The sequence below is a fragment of the Paraburkholderia sp. RL17-368-BIF-A genome (assembly GCF_046054045.1).
GTDB lineage: Bacteria > Pseudomonadota > Gammaproteobacteria > Burkholderiales > Burkholderiaceae > Paraburkholderia > Paraburkholderia graminis.
The window spans coordinates 82,176-103,806 of sequence record NZ_JARESN010000008.1; the positions used below are offsets into that span (position 1 = coordinate 82,176).

At 59.2% G+C, this 21,631-nt stretch carries 30 protein-coding genes; 23 read left to right on the plus strand and 7 right to left on the minus strand.

Translation table 11 applies throughout. The features are described from left to right. The first annotated feature begins 317 nt into the window (after nt 1–317). Nucleotides 318–665: a hypothetical protein gene (locus P0D87_RS15940; protein WP_408636914.1), complete on the plus strand. Its 348-nt coding sequence runs from the start codon at nt 318–320 to the stop codon at nt 663–665. A gap of 92 nt (nt 666–757) precedes the next feature. On the opposite strand, the gene P0D87_RS15945 is transcribed toward P0D87_RS15940, so the two are convergent. Continuing rightward, entirely contained in the window at nt 758–925 is a 168-nt protein-coding gene (locus P0D87_RS15945; RefSeq protein WP_408636915.1) for a YodC family protein, read from the minus strand. 625 nt (nt 926–1,550) lie between these two features. Between P0D87_RS15945 and P0D87_RS15950 the strand changes: the two genes are divergently transcribed. Further along, entirely contained in the window at nt 1,551–1,856 is a 306-nt protein-coding gene (locus P0D87_RS15950) for a hypothetical protein (RefSeq protein ID WP_408636916.1), read from the plus strand. A gap of 70 nt (nt 1,857–1,926) precedes the next feature. Here P0D87_RS15950 and P0D87_RS15955 read toward each other — a convergent pair whose 3' ends face one another. From P0D87_RS15955 to P0D87_RS15975, 5 genes are all read right to left on the minus strand, one after another. Beyond that, on the minus strand, nt 1,927–2,145 hold the full coding sequence (locus P0D87_RS15955; protein WP_408636917.1) for a hypothetical protein: 219 nt from the start codon (nt 2,143–2,145) through the stop codon (nt 1,927–1,929). Nucleotides 2,146–2,561: 416 nt separating this feature from the next. Then, nucleotides 2,562–3,455: a toprim domain-containing protein gene (locus P0D87_RS15960; protein WP_408636918.1), complete on the minus strand. Its 894-nt coding sequence runs from the start codon at nt 3,453–3,455 to the stop codon at nt 2,562–2,564. Further along, entirely contained in the window at nt 3,452–4,996 is a 1,545-nt protein-coding gene (locus tag P0D87_RS15965) for a DEAD/DEAH box helicase family protein (protein ID WP_408636919.1), read from the minus strand. The genes P0D87_RS15960 and P0D87_RS15965 overlap by 4 nt, the downstream gene beginning before the upstream one ends. After that, nucleotides 4,993–5,907 (minus strand): ParB/RepB/Spo0J family partition protein, encoded by a 915-nt coding sequence (locus P0D87_RS15970; RefSeq protein WP_408636921.1) that lies wholly within the window; start codon nt 5,905–5,907, stop codon nt 4,993–4,995. Before P0D87_RS15970 ends, P0D87_RS15965 begins: the two co-directional genes overlap by 4 nt. Next, entirely contained in the window at nt 5,904–6,122 is a 219-nt protein-coding gene (locus P0D87_RS15975; RefSeq protein ID WP_408636922.1) for a helix-turn-helix transcriptional regulator, read from the minus strand. The genes P0D87_RS15970 and P0D87_RS15975 overlap by 4 nt, the downstream gene beginning before the upstream one ends. Before the next feature lie 105 nt (nt 6,123–6,227). Here P0D87_RS15975 and P0D87_RS15980 point away from each other — a divergent pair, with 105 nt between their 5' ends. From P0D87_RS15980 to P0D87_RS16025, 10 genes are all read left to right on the plus strand, one after another. Continuing rightward, nucleotides 6,228–7,004, plus strand: coding sequence for a LexA family protein (locus P0D87_RS15980; protein ID WP_408636923.1), 777 nt, complete (start codon nt 6,228–6,230; stop codon nt 7,002–7,004). A gap of 914 nt (nt 7,005–7,918) precedes the next feature. Further along, on the plus strand, nt 7,919–8,314 hold the full coding sequence (locus P0D87_RS15985) for a hypothetical protein (protein ID WP_408636924.1): 396 nt from the start codon (nt 7,919–7,921) through the stop codon (nt 8,312–8,314). Further along, nucleotides 8,307–8,633, plus strand: coding sequence for a hypothetical protein (locus P0D87_RS15990; protein ID WP_408636925.1), 327 nt, complete (start codon nt 8,307–8,309; stop codon nt 8,631–8,633). Before P0D87_RS15985 ends, P0D87_RS15990 begins: the two co-directional genes overlap by 8 nt. Next, a complete protein-coding gene (locus P0D87_RS15995) occupies nt 8,626–8,886 on the plus strand; it encodes a hypothetical protein (protein ID WP_408636926.1) in 261 nt (86 codons plus the stop codon). Before P0D87_RS15990 ends, P0D87_RS15995 begins: the two co-directional genes overlap by 8 nt. A gap of 1 nt (nt 8,887) precedes the next feature. Next, complete coding sequence (locus P0D87_RS16000) at nt 8,888–9,205, plus strand: S24 family peptidase (RefSeq protein ID WP_408636927.1); 318 nt, start codon at nt 8,888–8,890, stop codon at nt 9,203–9,205. A gap of 92 nt (nt 9,206–9,297) precedes the next feature. Further along, nucleotides 9,298–9,558 (plus strand): hypothetical protein, encoded by a 261-nt coding sequence (locus P0D87_RS16005; RefSeq protein ID WP_408636928.1) that lies wholly within the window; start codon nt 9,298–9,300, stop codon nt 9,556–9,558. Further along, nucleotides 9,548–9,895 (plus strand): hypothetical protein, encoded by a 348-nt coding sequence (locus tag P0D87_RS16010; protein WP_408636929.1) that lies wholly within the window; start codon nt 9,548–9,550, stop codon nt 9,893–9,895. The genes P0D87_RS16005 and P0D87_RS16010 overlap by 11 nt, the downstream gene beginning before the upstream one ends. After that, the gene (locus P0D87_RS16015) at nt 9,892–10,080 is read left to right on the plus strand and encodes a hypothetical protein (RefSeq protein ID WP_408636930.1); all 189 of its coding nucleotides are present in this window, start codon (nt 9,892–9,894) and stop codon (nt 10,078–10,080) included. The genes P0D87_RS16010 and P0D87_RS16015 overlap by 4 nt, the downstream gene beginning before the upstream one ends. After that, nucleotides 10,077–10,259 carry a helix-turn-helix transcriptional regulator gene (locus P0D87_RS16020; protein WP_408636931.1) on the plus strand — a complete coding sequence of 61 codons (183 nt, stop codon included), beginning with the start codon at nt 10,077–10,079 and terminating at the stop codon, nt 10,257–10,259. Before P0D87_RS16015 ends, P0D87_RS16020 begins: the two co-directional genes overlap by 4 nt. Further along, complete coding sequence (locus P0D87_RS16025; protein ID WP_408636932.1) at nt 10,256–10,576, plus strand: helix-turn-helix transcriptional regulator; 321 nt, start codon at nt 10,256–10,258, stop codon at nt 10,574–10,576. Before P0D87_RS16020 ends, P0D87_RS16025 begins: the two co-directional genes overlap by 4 nt. A gap of 11 nt (nt 10,577–10,587) precedes the next feature. Here the strand turns inward: P0D87_RS16025 and P0D87_RS16030 are convergent, their stop codons facing one another. Beyond that, a complete protein-coding gene (locus tag P0D87_RS16030) occupies nt 10,588–11,598 on the minus strand; it encodes a tyrosine-type recombinase/integrase (protein WP_408636933.1) in 1,011 nt (336 codons plus the stop codon). A gap of 347 nt (nt 11,599–11,945) precedes the next feature. On the opposite strand from P0D87_RS16030, the gene P0D87_RS16035 reads away from it, so the two are divergent. From P0D87_RS16035 to P0D87_RS16085, 11 genes are all read left to right on the plus strand, one after another. After that, on the plus strand, nt 11,946–13,130 hold the full coding sequence (locus P0D87_RS16035; RefSeq protein ID WP_408636935.1) for a tyrosine-type recombinase/integrase: 1,185 nt from the start codon (nt 11,946–11,948) through the stop codon (nt 13,128–13,130). An 80-nt stretch (nt 13,131–13,210) separates the two neighbouring features. After that, nucleotides 13,211–13,402 (plus strand): helix-turn-helix transcriptional regulator, encoded by a 192-nt coding sequence (locus P0D87_RS16040; RefSeq protein ID WP_408636936.1) that lies wholly within the window; start codon nt 13,211–13,213, stop codon nt 13,400–13,402. Next, the gene (locus P0D87_RS16045) at nt 13,399–13,623 is read left to right on the plus strand and encodes a hypothetical protein (protein WP_408636938.1); all 225 of its coding nucleotides are present in this window, start codon (nt 13,399–13,401) and stop codon (nt 13,621–13,623) included. The genes P0D87_RS16040 and P0D87_RS16045 overlap by 4 nt, the downstream gene beginning before the upstream one ends. Beyond that, entirely contained in the window at nt 13,620–13,937 is a 318-nt protein-coding gene (locus P0D87_RS16050) for a hypothetical protein (protein ID WP_408636939.1), read from the plus strand. The genes P0D87_RS16045 and P0D87_RS16050 overlap by 4 nt, the downstream gene beginning before the upstream one ends. A gap of 70 nt (nt 13,938–14,007) precedes the next feature. Continuing rightward, entirely contained in the window at nt 14,008–16,044 is a 2,037-nt protein-coding gene (locus P0D87_RS16055) for an AAA family ATPase (RefSeq protein ID WP_408636940.1), read from the plus strand. A 260-nt stretch (nt 16,045–16,304) separates the two neighbouring features. Next, nucleotides 16,305–16,514, plus strand: a complete 210-nt coding sequence (locus P0D87_RS16060; protein WP_408636942.1) for a hypothetical protein — start codon at nt 16,305–16,307, stop codon at nt 16,512–16,514. Nucleotides 16,515–16,550: 36 nt separating this feature from the next. Next, on the plus strand, nt 16,551–16,802 hold the full coding sequence (locus tag P0D87_RS16065) for a hypothetical protein (RefSeq protein WP_408636943.1): 252 nt from the start codon (nt 16,551–16,553) through the stop codon (nt 16,800–16,802). A gap of 72 nt (nt 16,803–16,874) precedes the next feature. Next, a complete protein-coding gene (locus P0D87_RS16070; RefSeq protein ID WP_408636944.1) occupies nt 16,875–17,678 on the plus strand; it encodes a hypothetical protein in 804 nt (267 codons plus the stop codon). Beyond that, nucleotides 17,675–18,328: a hypothetical protein gene (locus tag P0D87_RS16075; RefSeq protein WP_408636945.1), complete on the plus strand. Its 654-nt coding sequence runs from the start codon at nt 17,675–17,677 to the stop codon at nt 18,326–18,328. Before P0D87_RS16070 ends, P0D87_RS16075 begins: the two co-directional genes overlap by 4 nt. Nucleotides 18,329–18,594: 266 nt before the next feature. Further along, nucleotides 18,595–20,751 carry a right-handed parallel beta-helix repeat-containing protein gene (locus P0D87_RS16080; RefSeq protein ID WP_408636946.1) on the plus strand — a complete coding sequence of 719 codons (2,157 nt, stop codon included), beginning with the start codon at nt 18,595–18,597 and terminating at the stop codon, nt 20,749–20,751. Beyond that, nucleotides 20,748–21,611 (plus strand): hypothetical protein, encoded by an 864-nt coding sequence (locus tag P0D87_RS16085; protein WP_408636947.1) that lies wholly within the window; start codon nt 20,748–20,750, stop codon nt 21,609–21,611. The genes P0D87_RS16080 and P0D87_RS16085 overlap by 4 nt, the downstream gene beginning before the upstream one ends. Nucleotides 21,612–21,631 lie beyond the last annotated feature (20 nt).

Sequence of the window (21,631 nt, forward strand, 5' to 3'; positions counted from 1 at the left end):
TCTCGGCACCGAAGGAGGCCGGCGCGCAGTCGTAACGAAGGAGGCTGAGTCGTTCAACGATGGATGCGCCAAGCTCAGCCACTTTCATAACTCGGCGATCTGAGGTCGTGATCGTCACTATGCACATCCAACTAAAAATGCTTCCTGAATATCTCGTCCCTGACCGATCCTGCGGCGACTGCGTCGCCTGCTGCGAGATCCTTCGTATCGAAGAGCCCGAAGTCAGGAAAGAGCCCGGGGTTCGGTGCGAACACTGCACCGGTAACGGATGTAGCATTTACGCTACGAGGCCGGCAGTGTGTCGGGGGTGGTATTGCTTGTGGCGCATCATCGACTCACTTCCGGAAAGCCTGCGCCCCGATCGATGCGGCTTTGTCGCGTCACTTGAAGAACATCCAGAATCCGGCAACCCGTACGAACGCACCTGCATCGTTCTGCGATCAAGCACAGGACCAATGGATTTTGTCGACACGGAGGCCTACCTGAACATCATCCGCATGTTCTCCGAAGAAGGGTCTATTCCCGTTTGGCTTAGTAGTGGCGACAACAAAACGGTGGTCTATCCCGACCCGAAACTACAGGACGCCATCATGCGACCATACGGCACACCGCATAAGCACTTGATTCGAGAAGCGATGCGACTACGAGAGCTTTGGAAAATTTGATCCAAAACAAAAAAGCCCGCGAGGCTTTCACCTAGCGGGCTTCGACAACTGTTTTCCCAGCCTTATGCCAGCCGACTCGAAAGGCTGCCAGCCTATTCCTTCTCCGGATGCTTGAGCGACTGTGCCATGAAATCGCCCTGCTTCAGATCCTTCTGATCGAACCATTGGCAGCGGACATCGTGTCCGTTCACAAATGCGACTGTCAACAATGGGCTGCCGCTTTTCAGGACGACGACGTCGCCAGCTCTGATCTCACTCACATACACCTCCGTTTTTGTGGAGATGCAAGAATAATCGAAGTCAAGGAAACGAGAAAGCCCGCTCTGCTTTCGCTTTGCGGGCTTCGGAGACAGTTTCGGAGACTGCCTAATTACCTTCAATTTTACGACGAAGTGTTCAATCCACTAAAGCACTATTTTGTTCAGCGAAACTTGAACACTGCGCACTCATGGTCTCGTGTGCTTTCTTTAGCGCTTTACTCATAGAAATCGCGTCTTGCGCGAATCTTCGAGCTCGATTGTAGACAGTGCCTCGAGCGCATTTGAGTTCGGCCGCGACCTGCTTGATCTTCGCCTCAGACCAGTAGACTCCAAGGAAACACGCTGCCTCTTGCGCGCGCTCCTCGTCATCGAACAGACCGTGAAGCGCTGAATTGAAGTATGGCATCTCAGGATCGAGACGCGCGTCCGTCTCTCTGCCGCTGGATCGCCGCGGCTGCAGCCTGGCGAGAATGTTTAGCCTACCTGCCGGCACGTACAGCCGGCGTGTTTGGCACCACCATAGCCAACGGTCACAGTAAGCGTCAATCTGATGTTCTGTCATCGAACTACCTCTCAAGTTTTTCTGTAACTTGCCGTATAAGCGGGTTTTGGGGGAAATGTGCCCATGTCTTTTCTGATTGCTGCCTCTCTTGGCCTTGTGATGGGATGTCTCGTCTACTTCAGTCTGGATATGGACCGTGCGCTAAAGTGGATGCTCATTGCTGCTCTACTGCTGGCGTTCGTTCCCATTTGCAAGGACTTGTGGCTTCTCGCCAAGCTCCACTGGGTCGGTGACTTCAGGGTCTACGTCGACCTACAGGTCGCGCAAATGACGGAGGGGGACGTGTGGGCAAAGATTGGCCGGAACGTTGCGGCATATCTGGTCGCGCTCGTAGGCAGCGCGATCGCCCTAAAGCGGGCGCAAGCTTGATCATCCGGATATAGATCGCCACCGCTCTTGCTGACCCGCTCTTGCGACGTTTGGTCATCTCTGAACCTCCCTAAGCGGCGTCGCCGGGCGTCGGGTCTTCGCCCATCTGCCGGCGCACGCCCTGCTCCGCGACCGCAAAATCGCACTCCTGCCAGTCCCATTCCTTGTGTTGCGCCACATACATCGGGTTCGTCGAGTAGAACGGCTCCCGCAGCGTTTGTGAGCCGTCTTTCTTCTGCGTCGTGCCCCATCCAACGGTCAGAGCCTCTTGTTCGGTGCAATGCTGCATCGTTTCTCCGTTCGGTTTTCGTACTTGCCTTTCATGACTGGGTTTCTAGGGCCGTTGCCAGCCAGCGGACATCCAACCTGGGCTTCCACCTCTAAAGAACCACACCCGGGCGCACAAGAAGACAGTGCGGTAGCGTTGGGTTTATCTAACCTAAGCAGACTGTCGCGCCCGTGTGCGGTGACCTTTCCATCTGCTCCAACGGGCTCACATTCAAGCTCCCGAAGTTCGGTACGTTTATCGCGGCAGGCGCTACGCCGAACCTGTTTCCAGATCCTTTTTTCCGCTAGGGCTGGGTTATGGCCCCCCGTTCGGCTCTCTTCTATCCCGCTACACCTATTCGCGGTACTACCGGTACTGCATGACTGCGGGCTCTCCGCATAACGCCTGTCATGGCGTGGTGTAATTCGATTACACCCTTACCGCGAAACAACCAGCTTCGCGCCCTTCATGATCTGCATGCGCACACGCGCCGGGCCCGCGTCGCCCCATTCCTGTCGCGCGTCGGCCCAATCGGTACCGCGAATACCCTGCGGATAGGCGACGCCGCAGCGCATGATCTCGGCCGCTTTCGTGCCGTTTTCGACGCCCTTGTTGAAACCGCGGTCACGCTGTGTTTCCCAATCGTTATCAGCGCACACGACCACCATGCCGCGCGGCTTCGCGTCTTCAGCGACAGCGAGCAAATTGCCGGCGTCGAAGCACACGACGACGGTCGAATTGGGAACCGACTGAAACACCGCAAGGCCTGTTGCAAAGCCCTCGACGAACGCAGTCACAACGGCGCGCGCGCGGGCCATAACAAACGTCGCACCCTTGACCGGGCATCCTTTGCGATAAAACTTTTCGCCCTCCATCGAGATCGTCTGGATGTTCACCAGCGCGCCGCCGCAGTACATCGGAATCGCCAGGTCATCGCCTTGCAGCCGCAGTCCTTTGCAGCCCTGTATCGACAGCCCTTTGCGCTCGATATATGCATGCCAGTCGGTGAGGATCGGCAACGTATCCCAATGCTCGCGTGCAGCACGGATTGCCCGCGCACGTTCGCGCGCTTCGCGCTGTCGAAGTGCGCGGATCCGATCGTCGATTGCGCGCTGGTCACGCGGCGCCATCGGCGTGTCGTCGCGCCATTCGATCGCCTCGACATGCTCGGCGAAGTTCATGAAATAGCCGCGCCGACCGCCGACCCACAATTTGTAAGCGCCGTTTTTCCGGCGCGGCTTGTCCGCCGTCGCGCAGCGGTGCCATTTACCGTCGTCGATGATGTCCCGCGGGATGAGGCCGTGAGCCTGCAGAGCGTCTCGGAATCTCATGCGGCCTTCCTGCGCTTCGCACGTGTAGCCGCCCAGTACGCCTTATCCATGTTTTCGAGCTTCTTTCGGACTTCCGGCGTAACCGGTGCTGACTCGGTTTGATAGAAATCAGCCTTCGCCATCTGGCCGGTTAGCTGCTTGTACATTGCGTAAGCCCGGCTACGCGCACGCACAAAGTCGTCTGGACACGCATTGCGGGCATAGGCGCACACCTGCGGCCAAACGTCTGCATTCAGACGACGGTGGAGACCAGCGGCCAGCATTTCCTCTAGCGTTCCGGCAACGTGCTCCGTCGTCGCGCGACGCGGATACTCATGACCGCAGCTCGGGCACGTGGGGCGCGCCTTGTGCAATGCCTTGCAGTGCGGGCACTTCACCATCACATCTTCAGCTTCGGGCTTCTTTTTGACTTCCTTCGGCTTCTTGGTGCCGTCGTCCAGCGCAATGGCACCAGTCTCGAAGAACTCGTTCATCTCGGCCCAAAAACGCTCACAGTTCCCAGAGTGGTCGAGAACAATGCACTCGGTCTTTCCCGTTTCAGCACTGGTGCGCAAGCCCCGACCGAGCAGCTGAATGTGATCGGCAAGCGACTTGCGCAGGGGGCGACACATAATCACGCAGCCCACATCGGGCACGTCAAACCCTTTCGTTGCCTTGCTGACCGTGATTAAGCCGCGAATGTAGGAATCCGTCTTGCTGAATTCCTTGACGATCTCATCGCACTCGTCCTTCGTTTCGCGGCTGGTGTACACGACGCATTGAATACCGGCCGCGGTGAATTGCCGTTGGATCTCGCGGGCGTGGTCGACCGTGATTGCGCTGCAGATGAACTTCTGCGAATTGCCGTGCTTGATGTACTCAGCGACACAGTCGCCCACCACTTGAAGCGCACGCTTCGTTGCTTCCTTCTGCTCCCACTCACCAGCGTTGACCTTGACGCCCTCCATGTTCGGCTGCGAGGGCGAGAAGATGCGATACGGTACGAGAGCACCCTGCTCGATTAGGCGATTCGTTGTCTCCACGTTGATCAGCGCGTCATAAATCTGACCTAGACCTTTTGTGAACGGGGTCGCCGTCAATCCCAAGCCGCGCACATCGCCAGCCGCCAAACGACTCTTGGTGTCCTCGTGCACGGTGTGCGCTTCGTCCACGACCACGAAGTCGGGTTTTGGATCTGCGGGCCAGCCGCGACGCATTACAGTCTGGATAGACAGAATCTGCGCGCGCTCATATGGGCGATAGCGCCAGTGCTTTTGCTGCACAACGCCATGCGATACCTTGAATTGATCAAATGTGCGCATCGTCTGCTCGATGAGATTTTCACGATCGACGACGAAGTGAGATTGCTTACCGCGGCTCGACGCCAGGTACACCACGCACGCGGAAATGCGCGTCTTCCCAGCTGCTGTCGGCGCGCAGAGCAGCACGTTGCGTGCACCATTGCGATAAGCCTCGCGCACGCGCAATACGGCATCTATCTGATACTGGCGCAATCCGAAGTGGTCGAACGCTGATTGTTCTTCTGGAGTAATGGGCCTCATTGCTTGGCCTCCACCAACTTGCGAACGGCGCCCACCACTTCGCGGTTGCTCTTAACGTGAAGCAACTTCCGCAGCGCATCAAACTTAGCGCCGAAATCCTTGAGGTCTTTCATGCGCTCCTCGAACCGCGCAATCTTGTCATCGGCGTTCACGAGTAGCTGCGTCAGCTTGTGGATCTCGGCGCCGTGGTCGGTCGCGGTCAGCGAATCGATCTCGGCTGATAGCACGCTGACGCGATTTTGGAGTGCCTCCAATTCGATGATCAGATCGTCGTCACCGTCTCGTGAGGAATCCTCAACGGCATCCACACGCGGAGACGGTTGAGCGACGGTTGCGTCAGTGCGCGCCGCCCATTCCGCCGCGGCTTCGTGCGCTGGGGCGACCTTCTGCTCACGAATGATTGGTGCGCGGGAGGCTTTGATCTGCGCGTCGGCCTCACGCAGGCTCAAGGCGCCGGATATAACCGCTTCGCCCAGACCTGCTTCGTGCGCCGCTTTCGCATGACTGATAGTGCGAGGACTAACGTCTGCCTCGCGCGCCAACTCGGCATTTGTCGGCAACCTCGCAACGGTTGCGAGGTTTGGATTTCCGGCGGGTGCCCACTGCGACAGCGCGACGATCGACGCAGCACGCTGCGACGCGGTCATATGCCGTCGATGGTAATTCTTCGACTTCACATAGGCGCGCGGGTCCATTCCAGGATACTCGTCTTCGAACTCGAGGTAGTTGAAGTCGACGCCCAAGCGCAGGCACGCTTGATAGCGGTTCCAACCGTCAAGAATCATCCCTTCTAGGGCCAGCCCTGATTCTCTCTGTCCAAACTGCCGGATGTCTTCGACCAGCGCGTCCAGGTCGTCTTCCGTGAAGGTCGGAAAAGCAGCTGAGAGGGGATGCCGCTGGAAGTCGATCATGCGCCCTCCTTTTCGGACGGCGCGAAGACTTCTGCGATCGTAATAACGATGCCTCGGGATGCGGCTAGCTCGACAATCTTCCGAGCGACCTTAACCGAGGGATCGCAGCCATCGTTTTCGTACTGCGAGACAGCGCTTTGCCCGACACCTAAGAGGACCGATAGGTCGTGTTGGGACAACTCCAAGCGCTTTCGAATGGTCGAGACACTGTTCATACCTAGCTCATCAGTGGATATTAGTTTTCATAATATTCACAAGCGAGGCACGCGTCAACAGTGATAGTAATTGCCTTCTACCAGTCCTACTGATACAGTGCCGGAATGAATGCAAAATCCGCCACTGGTGATCAAATGTCTGATGCTGGCCGACTGCAGGCCTTATTTCATGCTTGGCAAAGACGTCAAGCCGAGCAAGGCCTACCGTCATCGCAAGCAGAAGCAGCGAGTGCCTTGGGTATGGGTCAGAGTGCTGTAAGTCAATATCTCAAGGGAACGATTCCCCTGAACTTCCGAGCTGCCAGCAACTTTGCTCGGTTGTTGGGCTGCACGATCCGAGATATTAGCCCGCGGATTGCCGAGCAGGCCACACTGCTGACCGCGCGGGTTGCAGATTCCAGAGAGAATTATTCCGTCTGGAGAACCGATCGCCGGGAACCGGTGTATGGGCCTCCCGTGCCGCCATCCGGTGAACCACCGGACGACAGTAACAGGCATCCTGTCCTCCAGCCTTCGCAGATAGACCAGTGGTTGATGTCACGCGTCGACATAAGGGTCACCGAATCCTATCGCTCGCCCATTGATGTGTCGCCTCGCTCGTTCTTTATGCGCGTCCCAGGCGAAAGCATGTTCGATGCGAACTCGCGACTGTCTTTCCGAGAAGACGAATTGGTATTGATCGATGTCGACGTGAGACCTAAACATGGCTCAGTCCTGCTGATTCGTACTGCGTCCGGCGATTTCATCCTGCGTCAGCTCATCAGCGAGGGTGGTAAATCGTTTCTAAAGGCACTGAACCCGGTCTGGCCGGAGCGCATCACTCCCATCGACACGACTGCCCTTCCGTTCGGCACGGTGGTAGCGAAGCTGTCAATCTTGTAACTTATCAGTGGTAATTAGTTTTACTGTTGACATCCACAAGCAGTGCAACTAATATGTGCTTCAGGACACACAACTGAGCACTGAAATGAACCTGACCTGCCACCGATACGTTTTCCAGCGCGCCGCCGCACATACCGCAGCGCCGGTAATGCGCGCAACCGGCTGGCGCTTCTCCAAGGCGTCGCGCGACAGCCGTTTGATCAACGCTTTGATTTGCCGCGTTTCGGCGAATTTACTTGCCGACGGCCTCACGCCTGGCTGGATCAATGCCGGAGCGCTCTGAGTACAAAGTCACCTTTGTTTTCCTCCATTTCCTCCATTTTCTCGGTTTGCCGTGACTGTGAAGGACCCGCTATTCGGTTCAGGCGGCACGCTTTTCGACATGGTGAAGTACAACGACGACAACGACGTAACGTATTCGATGCACAGATGTCTTTGTTTTTAAATGACATTTTCATCAAGCAACGCCTACTGACCTCCGTTACTTGTCGAAACCGTACTTTTATGCTGTAGCATTTTTTGCATGGATGGGCACAGCGCGCTTCTTTTTCACGTGCTCGGGTCTCGCCATATGCTGTGATAGATTCGGAAAATGAAGTTGGTCGGGATCCCGACAGTCTTAGCACTTATCCTGATCGGACAGTTGTTATTTGGCGTTATTTTCTCCACCATAGATTCCCACAACGTAGCAAGACGAACCAAGGAGCAGTTCTAGCGAACAGAAGAACATTCGAAATCCTCGAACCGTAGCGTCACCGATTAACTTGGCAGTCCTGCCTAGTTGGGCGAGCTCATGCCTACGATTTGAAGCGGGTCAGAATTTTTGGGGTGGATGCCAGAAATGGCGTCTTGGAAGGTTGCGCGCCGAATGCCTAGGAACAGACGGCGCGCGTATAGCGCAGGGGTAAAACGAAATGAACAAGCTGAATTCTAGTGCAGAGCAGCAAGAAGTCAATACCTGTAACGCCGAACCGCGTAGGTTCGGTCCTTGCACGCCGATGTCCGTGCTCGACTTCTTCTGGAATCGCGAGGATACCTGGGCGAAGGACGAACTCGAATTCCTCGCTAAATCCAGCGAATGCGCCACCCACATGGCGCAGAACCTCGCCGACACGGTCAGTAATGTCGGCTGCGTCATCGCCGCTGATTACACGCCCGGCAAGCTGCGCGCCGGCAACTTCGAGATGGGCGACAACGTGTCGAGCCTGCTGTTTGTGATTGCCGACCAGATCCGCACTATCTCGGCGTTGACCAATATCGGATCGGAGGCGGAGTTCCTGTTGCGCAAGCGGGGAGCCCAACATGTCTGAAGCCAAAAAGGCACATCCGCTCGTCAGCGACTATTGGCAACACAGCGACGAACTGGAGCATGCGAAGGTTCACTCGTTCCGAATTGCCAATGTGAGCCGTGCATCTGATGGCATCAAGTCCATTGCACGGATCGTACACAACAGCCTCAGCGAACCGGAAATGACCGGCGCTCCGCCGCTCGGCCGCAGCACTGAACTCGCGCTCATGTATGCGCTGGAATGCCTGGGCGATTACATCTTCGATCAAATGGAAGGCATGCGTGATACCGCGGCGCAGCTTGCGGAGTTCGATCGTGCGAGGGAGGTGTCTCGTGCGTAACGTTCTGCCCACACCTGAGACTATCGCCGCAGTGGCTGGCCGCTGCGAGCTCACGTTCCACTCGGTGACTGCTTTGCATGACCTGTGTCTGCGCAGCATCGGCAATCCACCGGCTGAAGGTGATGTCACCGACTTCGTGATTCTCAGCGAGGCGCTGCGCGGAATCGCGCGAGACATGGAGAAGTGCACCGAAACCCTCGAGGGCCGGCCCGACAGTCTCGGCTACTTCGCCGCCCATTACGGGAGCATCTGAGATGGCATCCGATCCCCGTTATGCGGCCTTACGCATGCCGACGAACGACATGCGGCCACGAATCTGCGCCGGCGAGGCTGTGATCTACGACATCCAGTCGAAGGCCGAGCCGGGCGACGACGTGGTCATTCTGCTTGCCGACGGCGGCAGCATCGTGCGTGGCCTGCTTGGGTTCACCGCGGACGGTTACCGCCTGAAGTGCTACTCGCCGGCGGCCGTCGGTGCGCTGCCCGCAGCGCGCGTCAAGGCGATCTATCCGGTGGTGCTGCGCGGCCATTCCGACTTCGTCCAGGAGATCGATGATGCGAACGCTCATTAAGCGCGCCGCCATCGCGGCCTTCAATCGCGGCCTAGTAGGCAGCGCGACGACGGCCAGCATCTTCCGAATCTTCAAATTGAGAGATGCCTGAAATGAGCCAAGTTCATTTTGATGCGAATGTTCGCCCGCTTCCTATCAGACGGAAACCGGGGCGACGCCGCGCCAATGCAATCCACGGTGCACCGCTTGCGCCGATCCTCGCATTCCATTCTGTTGACGCGACCGACTCACCCGATCAGCGTCTGCGAAAAATTGACGAGATCACGAGCAGACTGGCTCGGGCCATGCTCGACGCGGTGCGAGCTACGCGGGAAATCAGCGAGTTGCTCGACGAGGTCCTCCATGGCAAGTAACCGGCGTTCAGCCATCGTGGACCTCCTCGCGTCGAAGGGTAAGCCACTGTCCACCAAGGCGATCGCGGACGCCCTCGGCGTCGATCTCGGCATCATGGGCACCCGGTGCCGCCAGCTCGAAGAATCGGGACGGCTACGCCCGGTCGGTACCGCGGCACGCACGCGTGACGTTCGGTGGGTTCCTGCGGCCCCGGCCGTGATCGGAAAGCGACCGAAGGTGGCCGTTAGCTTTCGCGCCGCCGAGAACATCGAAGCGATGCGCGCGGCCGCGCTCGAGCGGATGCTTGCGGGCAAGCCCGCGAATTGGGCGCAGGAAGCAGACCAGGTAATGGCATGAGCCACGTTATCGATTGGAGCAAATATGGCCGCGGCAAGAAACCCGAAAAGCCCGCGTATGAGATCACCTACCACGGCGACGGCGAGCGCACGTGGTGCACCGCTGTCTTCCCTATCGAGCGATTCGACGAAGTGAAGCATCGCATCGAGGCACAGATCGACTTTTGGAAGGACGAGCCGAAATGACGCCAATCCAGAAGCACTACCGGATACCCGAGGTAATGCAGTTGCTAGGTCTCTCGCAGTCGACCATCTATCGAATGGTCGCCGCTGGTCACTTGAAGCTCGTCAAAGTGGGCAAGCGCGCGAGCGCGGTGCCGGCGGATAGCCTGCGCGCCTTGATGCATGGAGGAAAGGAAAAATGATCGAAGATACCGCCGATCCAGTGATGGCACTCGTGACCCGCGTCGAGCGCTTGGTCGCAGCGCTAGAGAAGCCAAAGAAGCTCGACGAGACGCTGTGGAGCACCGAGCAGATCGCGCAATGGCTCGGTTTGTCAAAGCAGACCGTCGAGCTGCGCGTCGTCACCCGACCGGGATTCCCGGCACCGCTGCGGCCGGTCGATTCCAAAAAGGCGCAGCGCCGCTGGTTCGCGAGCGACGTGCTGGAATGGGCACGAAGCAACAAAGGCACTTTACCCGCGTCACGACCCGGTCGCCGCCGCAAAGGCGCGACAGGGTAACTTTCAGTGGCTCAGTCGAGGCGCGCCGCCAGCTCGGCGGCCGTCTCGTCGTAGTAGATCATCAACGACTGTACGTCCCGATGACCGATCATCTTTGCGAGCGCGAGGACGTTCAGCTTGCGAGATAGGCGCGTCGTCGCTTCGTGCCTTGAGTCGTGGAAATTCAGGTCCGCGAACTCGGGCTTATCTTTGGCCACCTTGGTCCGAATTTTTCTCCACAGCGCATCTACACTGGACTGAGCAACGGGAAAACACCGCGGCTCATCCTTCGTGCGCTTGAGCCGGCTGAGCAGCGCAACGGCTCTGGTTGACAGTGGCACGTCGCGAGCATCGCCGTTCTTGGACTTAGGAATGTGCAAGTACTTCTGCGACAAATGCACGTCCCGCCAAACTGTTCCGATTATTTCACCTTGGCGCATGCCGGTCTCGATCGCGAGCAGGAACGCGAGCGCAGTGTATTGCTGTGCTGTCTCGATCGGGCCATCTTCCGTCAGACCCAACGCCTTTGCCATCACAGCCGCTTCTTCGTCTGGCACGCGCCGCCGGCGCGGCGGCGGATCCTTTGGGCGCTTGACTTCGTGCACGGGGTTGGTGTGTATCCACTTCCACTCTTTGCATGCCACCTCGAAGACTGCAGAAAGGAGATTCAGATCGCGATTGACCGTCGACGTCTTGACGTCCTTCAGGCGCTTGTCGCGCCACTTTGCTATCTGCTCCGGCTTCACGTTGCGCACGAGCGTACCGACGAAATCCATCTCTGACTTGAAGAATTCGATGCGTGTCTTGTTCCACTCGTGCTTGCCCATGGACGTCGACACCTTTTCCAAGTACTCGTCCATAGCATCGCTTAGCGTCTTCTGCACCTTCGAATATGACCGTCGCTGGCCTGCATCGATCTCAGCCTCGAGCTTCGTTGCCCAGGTGACCGCTTCAGCCTTTGTGTCGAACGACTTGGATTCTCTGATTCCCGCTTTTGCGACTTCGGCTCGCCACGTGCCGCCGCGCTTTCGATATGTGGCCATGCTCCCCGCCTTGGCGTAAATTTGGCGTAAAGCATAACCGAAACTTGGACTTAGTTGGACGTTTTAGGAAACGAACCCGCACCCTCCTGACTGCGTGCAAGGCCGCGTCAGATAAGGAATTATGGAACTTGGTGGTGATGCACACGACTATGATGGAATGGCCGCAGGTTCCTGCCAGGGGGACCAAATAACCGAATCCTGACGTTGCCGTACGCTCCCGAAAGCCCGCCATTGCGGGCTTTTTGCATTTTTAATGGTATCTTTTAGTATCCCGAGAAACTCCGAGAGATACCCCCTCCTGGGGGTGTATTTCGGGGTCGTCGAAACGATCGAGAACAGATACCCCCATGCCCCTGACCGTCGTCGCAGTACGTGCTGCAAAGCCCAAAGAGAAAGCCTATCGCTTGGCGGACGAAAAAGGCATGTATCTCGAAGTCACCCCGGCCGGTGGCCGTTATTGGCGACTTAAATACCGGTTCGCCGGCAAAGAAAAGCTACTCGCACTTGGTGTCTATCCAGACGTCTCCCTGGCGGATGCTCGGGCGTCGCGCGATAGTGCCCGCGTACTGCTTGCCAAAGGCATCGACCCGTCGGAAGCGAGGAAAGCGGCGAAACGTGCCGAGACGGTCGCCGCCGCCAACAGCTTTGAAGCAATTGCGGTCGAGTGGCTCGAACGCAACAAACCGAAGTGGACGCCCTACTACGCCGAAAAGATCGAAAACCGATTGCGCAAGGATCTGTTCCCGACGATCGGCAAGCGGCCCATCTCGCAGATCACAGCACAGGAGCTTCTCGCGTGTATCAGAAAGATCGAAGCTCGGGGCGCATACGAAACGGCGCACCGCGCGCGGCAGGACTGCGGGCACGTGTTCAGATACGCGATAGCTAGCGGACGCGCCGAGCGCGATGTCGCCGCGGATATTCGAGGCGCCCTACACCCTGTCGTCACCAAGCACCACGCGTCGATCACCGACCCGCAGAAAGTCGGCGGCCTGATTCGCGCTATCGAAGGATACGACGGCTCATTTATCGTTCAGTGCGCGTTGCGGCTCGCGCCTCTTGTCTTCGTCCGGCCAGGCGAGTTGCGCACGGCAGAATGGACGGAGATCGATCTCGATGGCGCGGAGTGGCGCATCCCCGCGGCAAAAATGAAGATGCGAGATCCGCACATCGTCCCGCTGTCGACGCAGGCCGTAGCGATCCTTCGCGCCCTGCACCCTGTCACCGGGCCTAAAGGCTATGTGTTCCCTGGCGCGCGCGCGCGCGGCCGGCCGATGTCTGAGAACACAATTAATGCCGCGCTGCGTCGGCTTGGCTACACAAACGACGAGGCCACAGGGCACGGATTTCGTTCTATGGCGTCAACGTTGCTCAACGAACAACAGTGGAACCCCGACGCGATTGAGCGCCAGCTCGCCCACGTGGAGCGCAATGGCGTTCGCGCGGCGTACAACTACGCGGAGTTTCTTCCCGAGCGCCGCAAGATGATGCAGGCGTGGGCCACCTACCTCGACGGGCTCGTGCTGATGTAAGGCGATACCTAGCGTTCACATACTGAATGCGCGGTCCCTTAGGATTCGTTGGTACTTCAACGATTCCCAAAAGGACTGACATGAACGACTCCATTTTGCGCCCACGCGAAGCCGCCGCGCGGCTGGGCGTCCAGAAAGCTTGCCTCTACAAGTGGGTGCGCAAAGGCTTGATGCTTCCGCCTATTAAGATCGGTCCCCGCACTAGTGGGTGGCGTGCATCGTACATCGAGTCGTTTATCGCACAGCGTGAAGCGCAAGGCAGCGCAGCATGACGAAGCCCAAGACAACGGCCGACCTGGCGCGCGATTCCTTCGGCTTGCCCGACACGGAGCCGCCGACAGAATTCAGCGATCAGCCAGCGCCGGCGCCGCCAACTGAAGACATCGACCCCGAACTCACCGATTTTGCGCAATCCGTCGATAGCCAGGTGCGCGAGCACGATGCTGGCCACGCTACGGCAGACGCAATCAAGAAAGCAAAGGGGGCGAAATGAATAAGCCGAAAGTGAACCCTGTCGGGCCGCCGACGATCATCCCCGCGGCGCCGGGGACCATTGCCTACACGCGCATTGACGACTCTGAATACATTGAGCCAGTGATCGCGTTCTCCATCGAAGTATTCGAGAACGTGGCAACGGACGGCCACAGGTTTTATACGCACTTCACGACCGTGCTCAGCATCGACGGCGAGATTAGCGAATACACCGCTATCGCGTTGCCTGATGGCTCCATGGCTCTTGAGCATGCGGGGTTGCAAACGCTGCGGGACTACAGGCACGCGCGCAAGCTGGCCTTGGGCAGGAAATAAAAAGCCGCCTGGGCAGGCGGCTTCTGAATCTAACCCCTTGTTCTCGCAAGGGATTTTAGGACTACGAATCATGAACCATTGTAGCACCGAGGCTTGCGTTGTCAAGCAAGGCCATACGGAAATCGCTGTCGCCTTCGGGCAGCGAGATCTCGGCGCCGTCGCGCAGCAGGCTATGACGTGGGGTAGCCTAGTCGACGCTCTGACTGAGCCGACGGCCGCGGCAATCGATCACGCCGAATACCTCGCGCTGCCGAAAGACCAGCGCAACGCGCTGAAGAAGCGCGACCGTTTCATGCTGCCGGGCACGTGTCGGGACGGCAAGCGCGACGACGCACATCTCGAATCCCGATCGGCGGCGACGCTCGACGTGGACGAAGACGCGGACGCGCTATACGGAGCCCTGTGCCTTGGCTGCGTCGAAGTGCCGTTTGCGTACGCCTGGCACACCACGCGCAGCCACACGGAAGAAGCGCCGCGCCTGCGCATTGTGGTGCCGTTCAACCGGCCTGTGTCGGCGGCCGAATACCGGCGCATCGTGCCGGCGCTCGGCGCCGCGTTTGGCGTCAGTTACGATCCGGCGTCGATCAAGCCGTCGCAGATGATGTTCCTGCCAGTGCGCAATGCGAACGCGCCGTTTGAGAGCGGCAGCTCATCCGGATCGGGCTTCGTCGAGCCCGATACCCTGATCAGTTCAGTGGATGTCGTCGAGCGCGCGAGCGAGCCGCTTCTGCCGCACGACGACCTGGACGCGGATCCTGAATGGGTCAACCCACGTCCAGAAAAGATCGCCGAACTGCGTAGCGCTCTGCTCTACCTCGCCGCCCGGGAGACCGGATACGACAAGTGGCAAACGCGTGCACAAAATCTCAAACCGCTTGGCGAAGTCGGCTATGGGCTGTGGCTTGATTACTCGGTCAGCCAAGCCGATCACGATCCCGACGCCGATCTGCGCGGCAAATGGGACACCGACATCAAGGGCGATCGCTCCGACTACCGCGCGATTTTCAAGGCTGCGATTGCCGCAGGCTGGAGCAACTCCCCTGCTGCCGTCGCTGAGTTGCCTGAGACGGATGCCGACGGCAACCGCGTTAACTCGTTCCAGCTCGCGCTCAAGCGTGCGGAAGCGCCGATGCGTTCGGACCTAATCAAGGGCGTCATTCCAGACGCCGACTTCGGGATCATCTACGGCAAGTCGGGCAGCGGCAAGTCGTTCGCCGCGATCGATCTCGGATACCACCTGGCGCGTGGCGCCGCGTGGCGTGGACGCAAGGTCAAGCAGCGCAAGGTGTTCTATATCGCCGCGGAAGGCGCGCACGGTGTCCGACGTCGCGCCAAGGCATACGCCCTGCACCACAGCGTCGACGCGCTGACGCCCTTCTACACCCGCGAGCGGGCGATCAACATGCACGCGAAGAACGGCTGGGTTCCGGCTGCGGAAGACATCAACGAAATTGCGGCCGGCGAGCCGGGTGTCATATTCATCGACACGCTGTCGCGCTCGATCCCCGGCGTCGAAGAAAACTCGGCGAAGGATATGAGTCAGGTTATCGAGAATTGCCAGATGCTCGGCCGCGCGACTGGCTGCATGGTGATCGTGATCGCCCACGCCGGCAAGGAAGACGACAAGGGCGTGCGTGGGTCTTCCACGTTGCGCGCGGCGGCCGACTTTGAGCTGGCCGTGAGCCGCCATCTGGAAACGCAGTGGCGCTGCCTGAAGCTCACGAAATCAAAGGACGACGTCGATGGTGTCGAGTTTGGCTTCACGCTTACGTCGATCGAGGTCGGCGTAGACGAAGACGGCGACACAGTGTTCTCAGCCGTTGCTGTGCCGTCGGATGAAAGGCCGGCTGTTGTAAACAAGCCACAAAGCAAAGACGCCGCGCGGGCACTCGACGCAGTTATCGAGCTTGCCGACTTCTCTGTCGACGGGTGGGTCGATGTCGAGCAAGTGATCGATCGAGTGCTTGAGGTCTATCCGAACGAGGCAAAAAACGCACGCTCCAACATTCGACGTTGGATTAGCGGGAGCAGCAAACTTGAAATTTTCGACGTGTTCGACGGGAAAGTGCGTTCCTCAAGTCCTCAACTGTCCTCAGATGACATCTGAGGAACTGAGGAAAGAGCCGCGATTCTTCCTCAAATTCCTCAAATGCCTATAGGCATGAGGAATTGAGGAACGCGGATTCGTGTTTGAAGGAGGCGAACTTGAAATTTTTTACAGGTGCCGGCCGTACACCGTCACGCATCGCAGCGCACATGCACACGCGCGAGGGTTTCCGGACCAGTACGCGCGACATGTGCGCGCACGCGAGGGAATGCATGAAGACAGACGCATCGCGACGCGCATGCGCGCGCAAGAGGGAACCTATGAAACCAGACACCAAACGCAAACCATTCGCCGAACGGCTTGACCGCGCATGCAAGCGCGACCGTGCAATGAACGCGCTCGTATTCGGCGATGCGCTACCGACTACGGCTAACCGCCTGAAGCTGTTCGAGCGGTGCCGATATTGGTGCTTCGACGCCGCTGAGACTGCCGCGATTTTCGAAGCGCTCGAAGCGCGCGATCTGACTTGAAAACTCACACCTGAAAAAACAGGCGGACTTGTCACCATGATCCTGATTTTCATCGGCAGAACGCTAGTGCCGCGCACGGCGGCGAACCTGATTCTGCTGCAGCTCTACGTCGCGCCGTATCGCCCGCTGCCCGTCGCCGACATGCTCGGCGTGAAGCGCACGGCGGCGATCATGCGGATGCAGCGCGCGGCCGATGCCTTGGGCCGGTATTCGCCAAAGCTCGCCGTCGCTCTGCGGTTTCACGTGCATTGGGAAGGCGGCGTCGCCATCTACAAACCGAGGCACTGACCAGAATGTGACTAGCGTGGTAAACGCGGGCATGGGCGGATATCCTGGGCTCAATTAACTCAGGAGCGCTCCATGCGCAGGTCCATTGTTTTGAAATCCGCAATCGCCCAGGCGCAGCACGCGTACAACCTCGCGATCAATGCTCGCGGCGCGGCCGTCCAGGCGGTCAGTACCGATCCCACCAACGATAAGGCACACAAGGCACTCGACGACGCAGCGGCGGCTGTGCGCCCGCTGAGCGATCGCCTCGATCGCCTCAACGAAGCGATGCACGAAGCGATGCGGCTCGACGACATCGACGACAAGGCATCGCGGCGCGAAGGCTGGATCGCCGCCCGCAATCAGGCAGTGACCCTTTCCGCGGCGCGTGCGGAGGATGCCCGCGCAGTGCAAAAGGCACTCGACGCACTGGCCGCGGCGCTCAAAGGCTTTGAGGCTTCCAACGATGCTGTGCTGCAGGCCGTCTACGAGGCCGTCCAAGGTGCGGAACCTCGCGGACTACCCAACGACGGGCTGATGTTCGGACAGCGGGTCAGTGCGGCCGCGCAGACCGTTACTGCGGGCATTCGCGACGCGTTCGCGCTAAGCCTGCGCGATGCGGGCATTGCGGAAGTTTTCGACCTCGACGCCCTTCTCGAATTCAAGAATCCGGATTTCTTCGCCCACGGCAGTCGCGGTCTCGTCGCTGCGGTTGACCTATCCACAGACCAACTCGGCTACGCGCTCGACCATCTGCACAAGACGCTCGGCATCCTGCATGCCGATCCTGTAGCGGAAGCCGAGCCCGCAATCGCGCCACCGAGCGAAACGGACCTGCCAGATGGCTCCGTCTACACGATTGACGTTGTCTCGGTCGAATGGGGCGCGCCCAAATGAGCGACGAAACGGCGAGCCCCGCGCCGGCGGATTCCGGCCCTGACCTCTCTGCGATCGCGGACCGCCTCTATGGCAAGTCCAGCGTTCCTAGCACACCGGCCGAGCAGGCGACACCTGTTGAGGCCGCCAAGCCCGCCGAGGCCACGCAAACGCCGGCAGAAACCGAACCCGCAACCGAGAAGCCGGCCGCGCCGGGCGAATTGCCGGATGCGATTCGAGAATTGCGTGATGACCCGCTGCGCCGCATGTTTAGCCCGCAAGGAACCTATGCCGGCGTGCAGCTCGAAGCCGCAATGAAAGACGCGGCTGCCGCCCCCGAGATCAAGACCGCAGCCGCGACGGAGTTTCGCGAAATATTCGCCGACCTCGGAGCGAGTCCGCAGGACGCGCACGAACTCGTCGACGCCGCTTCTCGCTTCACGGCCGAGGCAATGACGTCCGAGCGCGACGCGTCGAACACAAACGCCGCTATCGAGTTGCTCAACCAGCACTTCGGCAACGACGCGGCCAGCGCACTGAAGGCAGCGCAACAGATGATCAAGCGCGACTCACGCCTCACACGGATGCTCGACGCGACACGCCTCGGCAACGATCCGCAGACGGTTCTAAAAATCGCACATCTCGCGCGTAGCGCGAAGATGCGCGGATAAGGATAACCATGACTGTCAACAACACGACACGCAGAGCGGGACCGTTTGCAGGCAACGGCGCAACGGTTTCCTTTCCGTTCTCCTTCAAGATTTTCAGCAAGACCGACGTGCAGGTTATTCTGACTGCGGCGAGCGGCGCGACGACCACGCTTACGCTGGACAGCGACTACTCAGTCAGCCTCAGCGCCGACCAGAACGGTTCGCCTGGCGGCTCGATCAACTACCCGCTTGTCGGCACGCCACTCCCGGCCGGCTCGAACATCGTTGTGCTGGGCGCGCTGCCGTACACACAGCCGACGGACATCACCAATCAGGGCGGCTTCTACCCCAAAGTTGTCGAAGACGCGCTCGACCGCACCGAAATCCAGATTCAGCAGCTTGCCGAGACCACTTCACGCAGCGTGAGTTTCCCCGTTTCCGAAGCGGTATCCGGCATTTTGCCGGCAGCACTACAGCGCGCGGGCACAGTGCTCGCCTTCGATAGCCTCGGCAATCTCACGTTCCTGCCGATGCCGTCGAGCGTCGGCGCGGGCGATCTGCGCGATGAGCTGGGCAGCGATGGCAAGCCCGGTCTTATCGTCGGCACCGACGTGGCCGTGGGCGCCACACAGATCCCCTTGTCGCGTTCGCCCGGCAGCAAAGCCAATCTATGGCTTTTCTTCGACACTGAGAACCAGGGCGGCGACCAGATTCAATCCGTCGCAAACTCGATTCTGACACTCACGTCGGGAGTGCCCGCCGGAATCTCGCGCGTGTATATCCGCACCGGCACGACGCTGTCGGTCTACACCCCGCCGCCGCAGAGCGTGACCGACGCCAGTGTCGCGCCGGGCACTGCGTTGTATGACCGGATCGCGAACAATTTCAGCCTGATGGACCCGCGGTTCACCGCGGGCGATGACGCCGCACGTGTGCAGAAGGCACTCGATTTTGTGGGTCAACGTGGTGGCGGCGTCGTGTACGTTGGCGACGGGGTAAGTATGACCTTGGCGCGTTCGGTCTATTTCAACTACCCGAACGTCTCGCTGTACGCGCGCAATCGCTACGCCAATACGTTTAAGGCCGCGGCGAGTGCCACCAGCATCGACGCCCAGGCGATGTTCAAGGTTCAGGCGGCGAACTGCTCGCTTGAAGGCATCGGCATCGACGGGAACATCGAAAGCAATGTCGCGAATGTATTTGGCGCAGTCTTCGCCCAGGAGCAAAGCGGCGTAATCGTTCGCAACTGCTACATCCGCAACGTGATCGGCGCGGGCGTGACGCTTTTCGCGATCACTGGCGCCAATTCAAACAGCAGTTTTGACATCACCGACAACCGCATCGAGAACGTAGGGGCCGAAGGTATCACCGTGCTATACGGCGTGAACGGCCGCATTGAGCGCAACGACATTTTCCGCACCGGGCTTGACGGAATTCGCACCGACGGTGTGTTCGGCAATCTGAACCTCGGTGTCTCGTTCAACTTGAACATCGTCGAGAACAGCGTCAATAAGAGCGTCCCGCCGTCACATATCCGCGGCGGAACTGCCGAAGGCGGCTTCATGATCGTCTACGGCGCGGGCGACAAATACGTCTTCGTGCAGGACAATTTCTGCTACGACAACCGGAATGCGGGTAACGACGGCATCGGCCTGGGTCAAGACGGCGCGCACACGAATCAGGGGTGCATCGTGCAGGGCAATGTCGTGGTGTATGCCGGCCTGTTCGGCATCGACGCCACGAATCAGAGCACGGTGCAGAACAACGTTATTCTGCTCTCGACACAGTGCGGCATCAAAGTCGGCACCGACCTCGGCGGCAACTGCACCAACTGCCTGATCGACGGCAATCTGATCATCCAGCCGAACAACCCGACCGCTCTGTACCCGTCGACGCAGAACATGGGTATTCAGGTGTTTAGCGGGCATCCGCCGGGCGTCTATTCGGGCATAAAAATCAGAAACAACACGGTACTCGATTCGCGTACTGGTGCCGCGCAATACACCAAATACGGCCTGAGCATCGTATTTGAAGCCGGGGTCACGATGAGCGACAACGAATTCAGCGGCAACGACTTTTCTCAGGTCGGAACCGCTGGCGTATTCGCGGACGGCACCGGGGCGGCGAACCCTTCGGGCTGGCGCTGGAAGAACAACACCTACCCGCTGCAGGTCGTCCCCGTCACCGGTGTGACGCCGAACGTGTTCGGTTGCGAGAACGTGACGCTTAGTCAATCGGGCGCGACTACCGTGACGAACCTCATTGGTGGCTACGAGGGCATGACACTCGACGTCCAGATGAACGACTCAAACACGACATTCAAATTCAATTCGAACGCCAACATGTACGGCAATGGCAACACGAACCTGACAGCCGGCGGCGGTAACTGGATGCAGTTCAAGTACCTAAACAACGTGTGGGCTGGCTACAGGACAGTGCAATGAAAAAACTTCTGCTCGCCGCGCTCATTGCGCTTTCCTCGACGGCCTTTGCCGCGACGCTATCGCCCGTCTCGTTGATCAACCCGGTAGGATCGAGCGCGGGCCAAGCGATCATTTCGACAGGAGCATCGAGCGCGCCCGCATGGGGGAATGTGCCGGTCGCGAAGGTCACAGGGGCCGCGCCGTCTGCATCGCCGAACCTGACCGGCATCGTGACGATCACGAACGCCGCGACGAGCGGCAACACGATCGTCGTCAACGCGACCGGCAATACCGGATCGGGCGCGCAGATCGTTCTGAATGGCAACGGCGCGACGACGCCGAGCAAGTTCCTCCGCGCGTTCAATGGCGCATTCCAGGTGGTCAACAGCGCAAACAGCGCGACGCCGATGTCGATGGACGACGCCGGCAACGTGGTGTTTTCGGGGACGCTGACGGCCGCTGGAATTACGGGAACGACTTCGGGCGCGGTGCCGGCGGCAGGTGATATCGGCTCAGTGAACCTTCAGACCTTTTCGTCTGTGAACATCACGGCTTCCAACGTCCCCCAAAATCTGACATCAATTCCGGTCGGCGCAGGGGTGTGGGACATCACTTGCAACGTCATTTACTCGGCCGCGGCCACAACGACGACTGCCGCGCTGGTGGCGGGCACGAGCACTACGTCGGGTTCATTGCCGTCACTTGGCAACTATTCGCAGATGACGGCCAACTTTCCCGTCAATGCGGCCAACTCGCTGATCTGCCCGGTTCAGCGCATCAACGTAAGTTCGAATCAGACCGTGTTTCTCGTCGGCCAGGCGATCTTCGGAACCAGCACGCTTAGCGCAACCGGATTCCTCCGTGCGCTTCGGGTGCACTGAACGAAGCAGTGGCGCCGCAC

Excerpts from the sequence above, each read along its gene's own strand:
- P0D87_RS16060 (WP_408636942.1), top strand. The coding sequence starts at position 16,305 with ATGAAACCAGACACCAAACGCAAACCATTCGCCGAACGGCTTGACCGC.
- P0D87_RS16035 (WP_408636935.1), top strand. The coding sequence starts at position 11,946 with ATGCCCCTGACCGTCGTCGCAGTACGTGCTGCAAAGCCCAAAGAGAAA.
- P0D87_RS15955 (WP_408636917.1), bottom strand. The coding sequence starts at position 2,145 with ATGCAGCATTGCACCGAACAAGAGGCTCTGACCGTTGGATGGGGCACG.
- P0D87_RS16000 (WP_408636927.1), top strand. The coding sequence starts at position 8,888 with ATGGCATCCGATCCCCGTTATGCGGCCTTACGCATGCCGACGAACGAC.
- P0D87_RS16040 (WP_408636936.1), top strand. The coding sequence starts at position 13,211 with ATGAACGACTCCATTTTGCGCCCACGCGAAGCCGCCGCGCGGCTGGGC.
- P0D87_RS15970 (WP_408636921.1), bottom strand. The coding sequence starts at position 5,907 with ATGATCGACTTCCAGCGGCATCCCCTCTCAGCTGCTTTTCCGACCTTC.
- P0D87_RS16050 (WP_408636939.1), top strand. The coding sequence starts at position 13,620 with ATGAATAAGCCGAAAGTGAACCCTGTCGGGCCGCCGACGATCATCCCC.
- P0D87_RS16020 (WP_408636931.1), top strand. The coding sequence starts at position 10,077 with ATGACGCCAATCCAGAAGCACTACCGGATACCCGAGGTAATGCAGTTG.
- P0D87_RS15990 (WP_408636925.1), top strand. The coding sequence starts at position 8,307 with ATGTCTGAAGCCAAAAAGGCACATCCGCTCGTCAGCGACTATTGGCAA.
- P0D87_RS16045 (WP_408636938.1), top strand. The coding sequence starts at position 13,399 with ATGACGAAGCCCAAGACAACGGCCGACCTGGCGCGCGATTCCTTCGGC.
- P0D87_RS15965 (WP_408636919.1), bottom strand. The coding sequence starts at position 4,996 with ATGAGGCCCATTACTCCAGAAGAACAATCAGCGTTCGACCACTTCGGA.
- P0D87_RS15975 (WP_408636922.1), bottom strand. The coding sequence starts at position 6,122 with ATGAACAGTGTCTCGACCATTCGAAAGCGCTTGGAGTTGTCCCAACAC.
- P0D87_RS16075 (WP_408636945.1), top strand. The coding sequence starts at position 17,675 with ATGAGCGACGAAACGGCGAGCCCCGCGCCGGCGGATTCCGGCCCTGAC.
- P0D87_RS16030 (WP_408636933.1), bottom strand. The coding sequence starts at position 11,598 with ATGGCCACATATCGAAAGCGCGGCGGCACGTGGCGAGCCGAAGTCGCA.
- P0D87_RS15950 (WP_408636916.1), top strand. The coding sequence starts at position 1,551 with ATGTCTTTTCTGATTGCTGCCTCTCTTGGCCTTGTGATGGGATGTCTC.
- P0D87_RS16010 (WP_408636929.1), top strand. The coding sequence starts at position 9,548 with ATGGCAAGTAACCGGCGTTCAGCCATCGTGGACCTCCTCGCGTCGAAG.
- P0D87_RS15985 (WP_408636924.1), top strand. The coding sequence starts at position 7,919 with ATGAACAAGCTGAATTCTAGTGCAGAGCAGCAAGAAGTCAATACCTGT.
- P0D87_RS16055 (WP_408636940.1), top strand. The coding sequence starts at position 14,008 with ATGAACCATTGTAGCACCGAGGCTTGCGTTGTCAAGCAAGGCCATACG.
- P0D87_RS16085 (WP_408636947.1), top strand. The coding sequence starts at position 20,748 with ATGAAAAAACTTCTGCTCGCCGCGCTCATTGCGCTTTCCTCGACGGCC.
- P0D87_RS16025 (WP_408636932.1), top strand. The coding sequence starts at position 10,256 with ATGATCGAAGATACCGCCGATCCAGTGATGGCACTCGTGACCCGCGTC.
- P0D87_RS15960 (WP_408636918.1), bottom strand. The coding sequence starts at position 3,455 with ATGAGATTCCGAGACGCTCTGCAGGCTCACGGCCTCATCCCGCGGGAC.
- P0D87_RS15980 (WP_408636923.1), top strand. The coding sequence starts at position 6,228 with ATGAATGCAAAATCCGCCACTGGTGATCAAATGTCTGATGCTGGCCGA.
- P0D87_RS16005 (WP_408636928.1), top strand. The coding sequence starts at position 9,298 with ATGAGCCAAGTTCATTTTGATGCGAATGTTCGCCCGCTTCCTATCAGA.
- P0D87_RS16070 (WP_408636944.1), top strand. The coding sequence starts at position 16,875 with ATGCGCAGGTCCATTGTTTTGAAATCCGCAATCGCCCAGGCGCAGCAC.
- P0D87_RS16015 (WP_408636930.1), top strand. The coding sequence starts at position 9,892 with ATGAGCCACGTTATCGATTGGAGCAAATATGGCCGCGGCAAGAAACCC.
- P0D87_RS16065 (WP_408636943.1), top strand. The coding sequence starts at position 16,551 with ATGATCCTGATTTTCATCGGCAGAACGCTAGTGCCGCGCACGGCGGCG.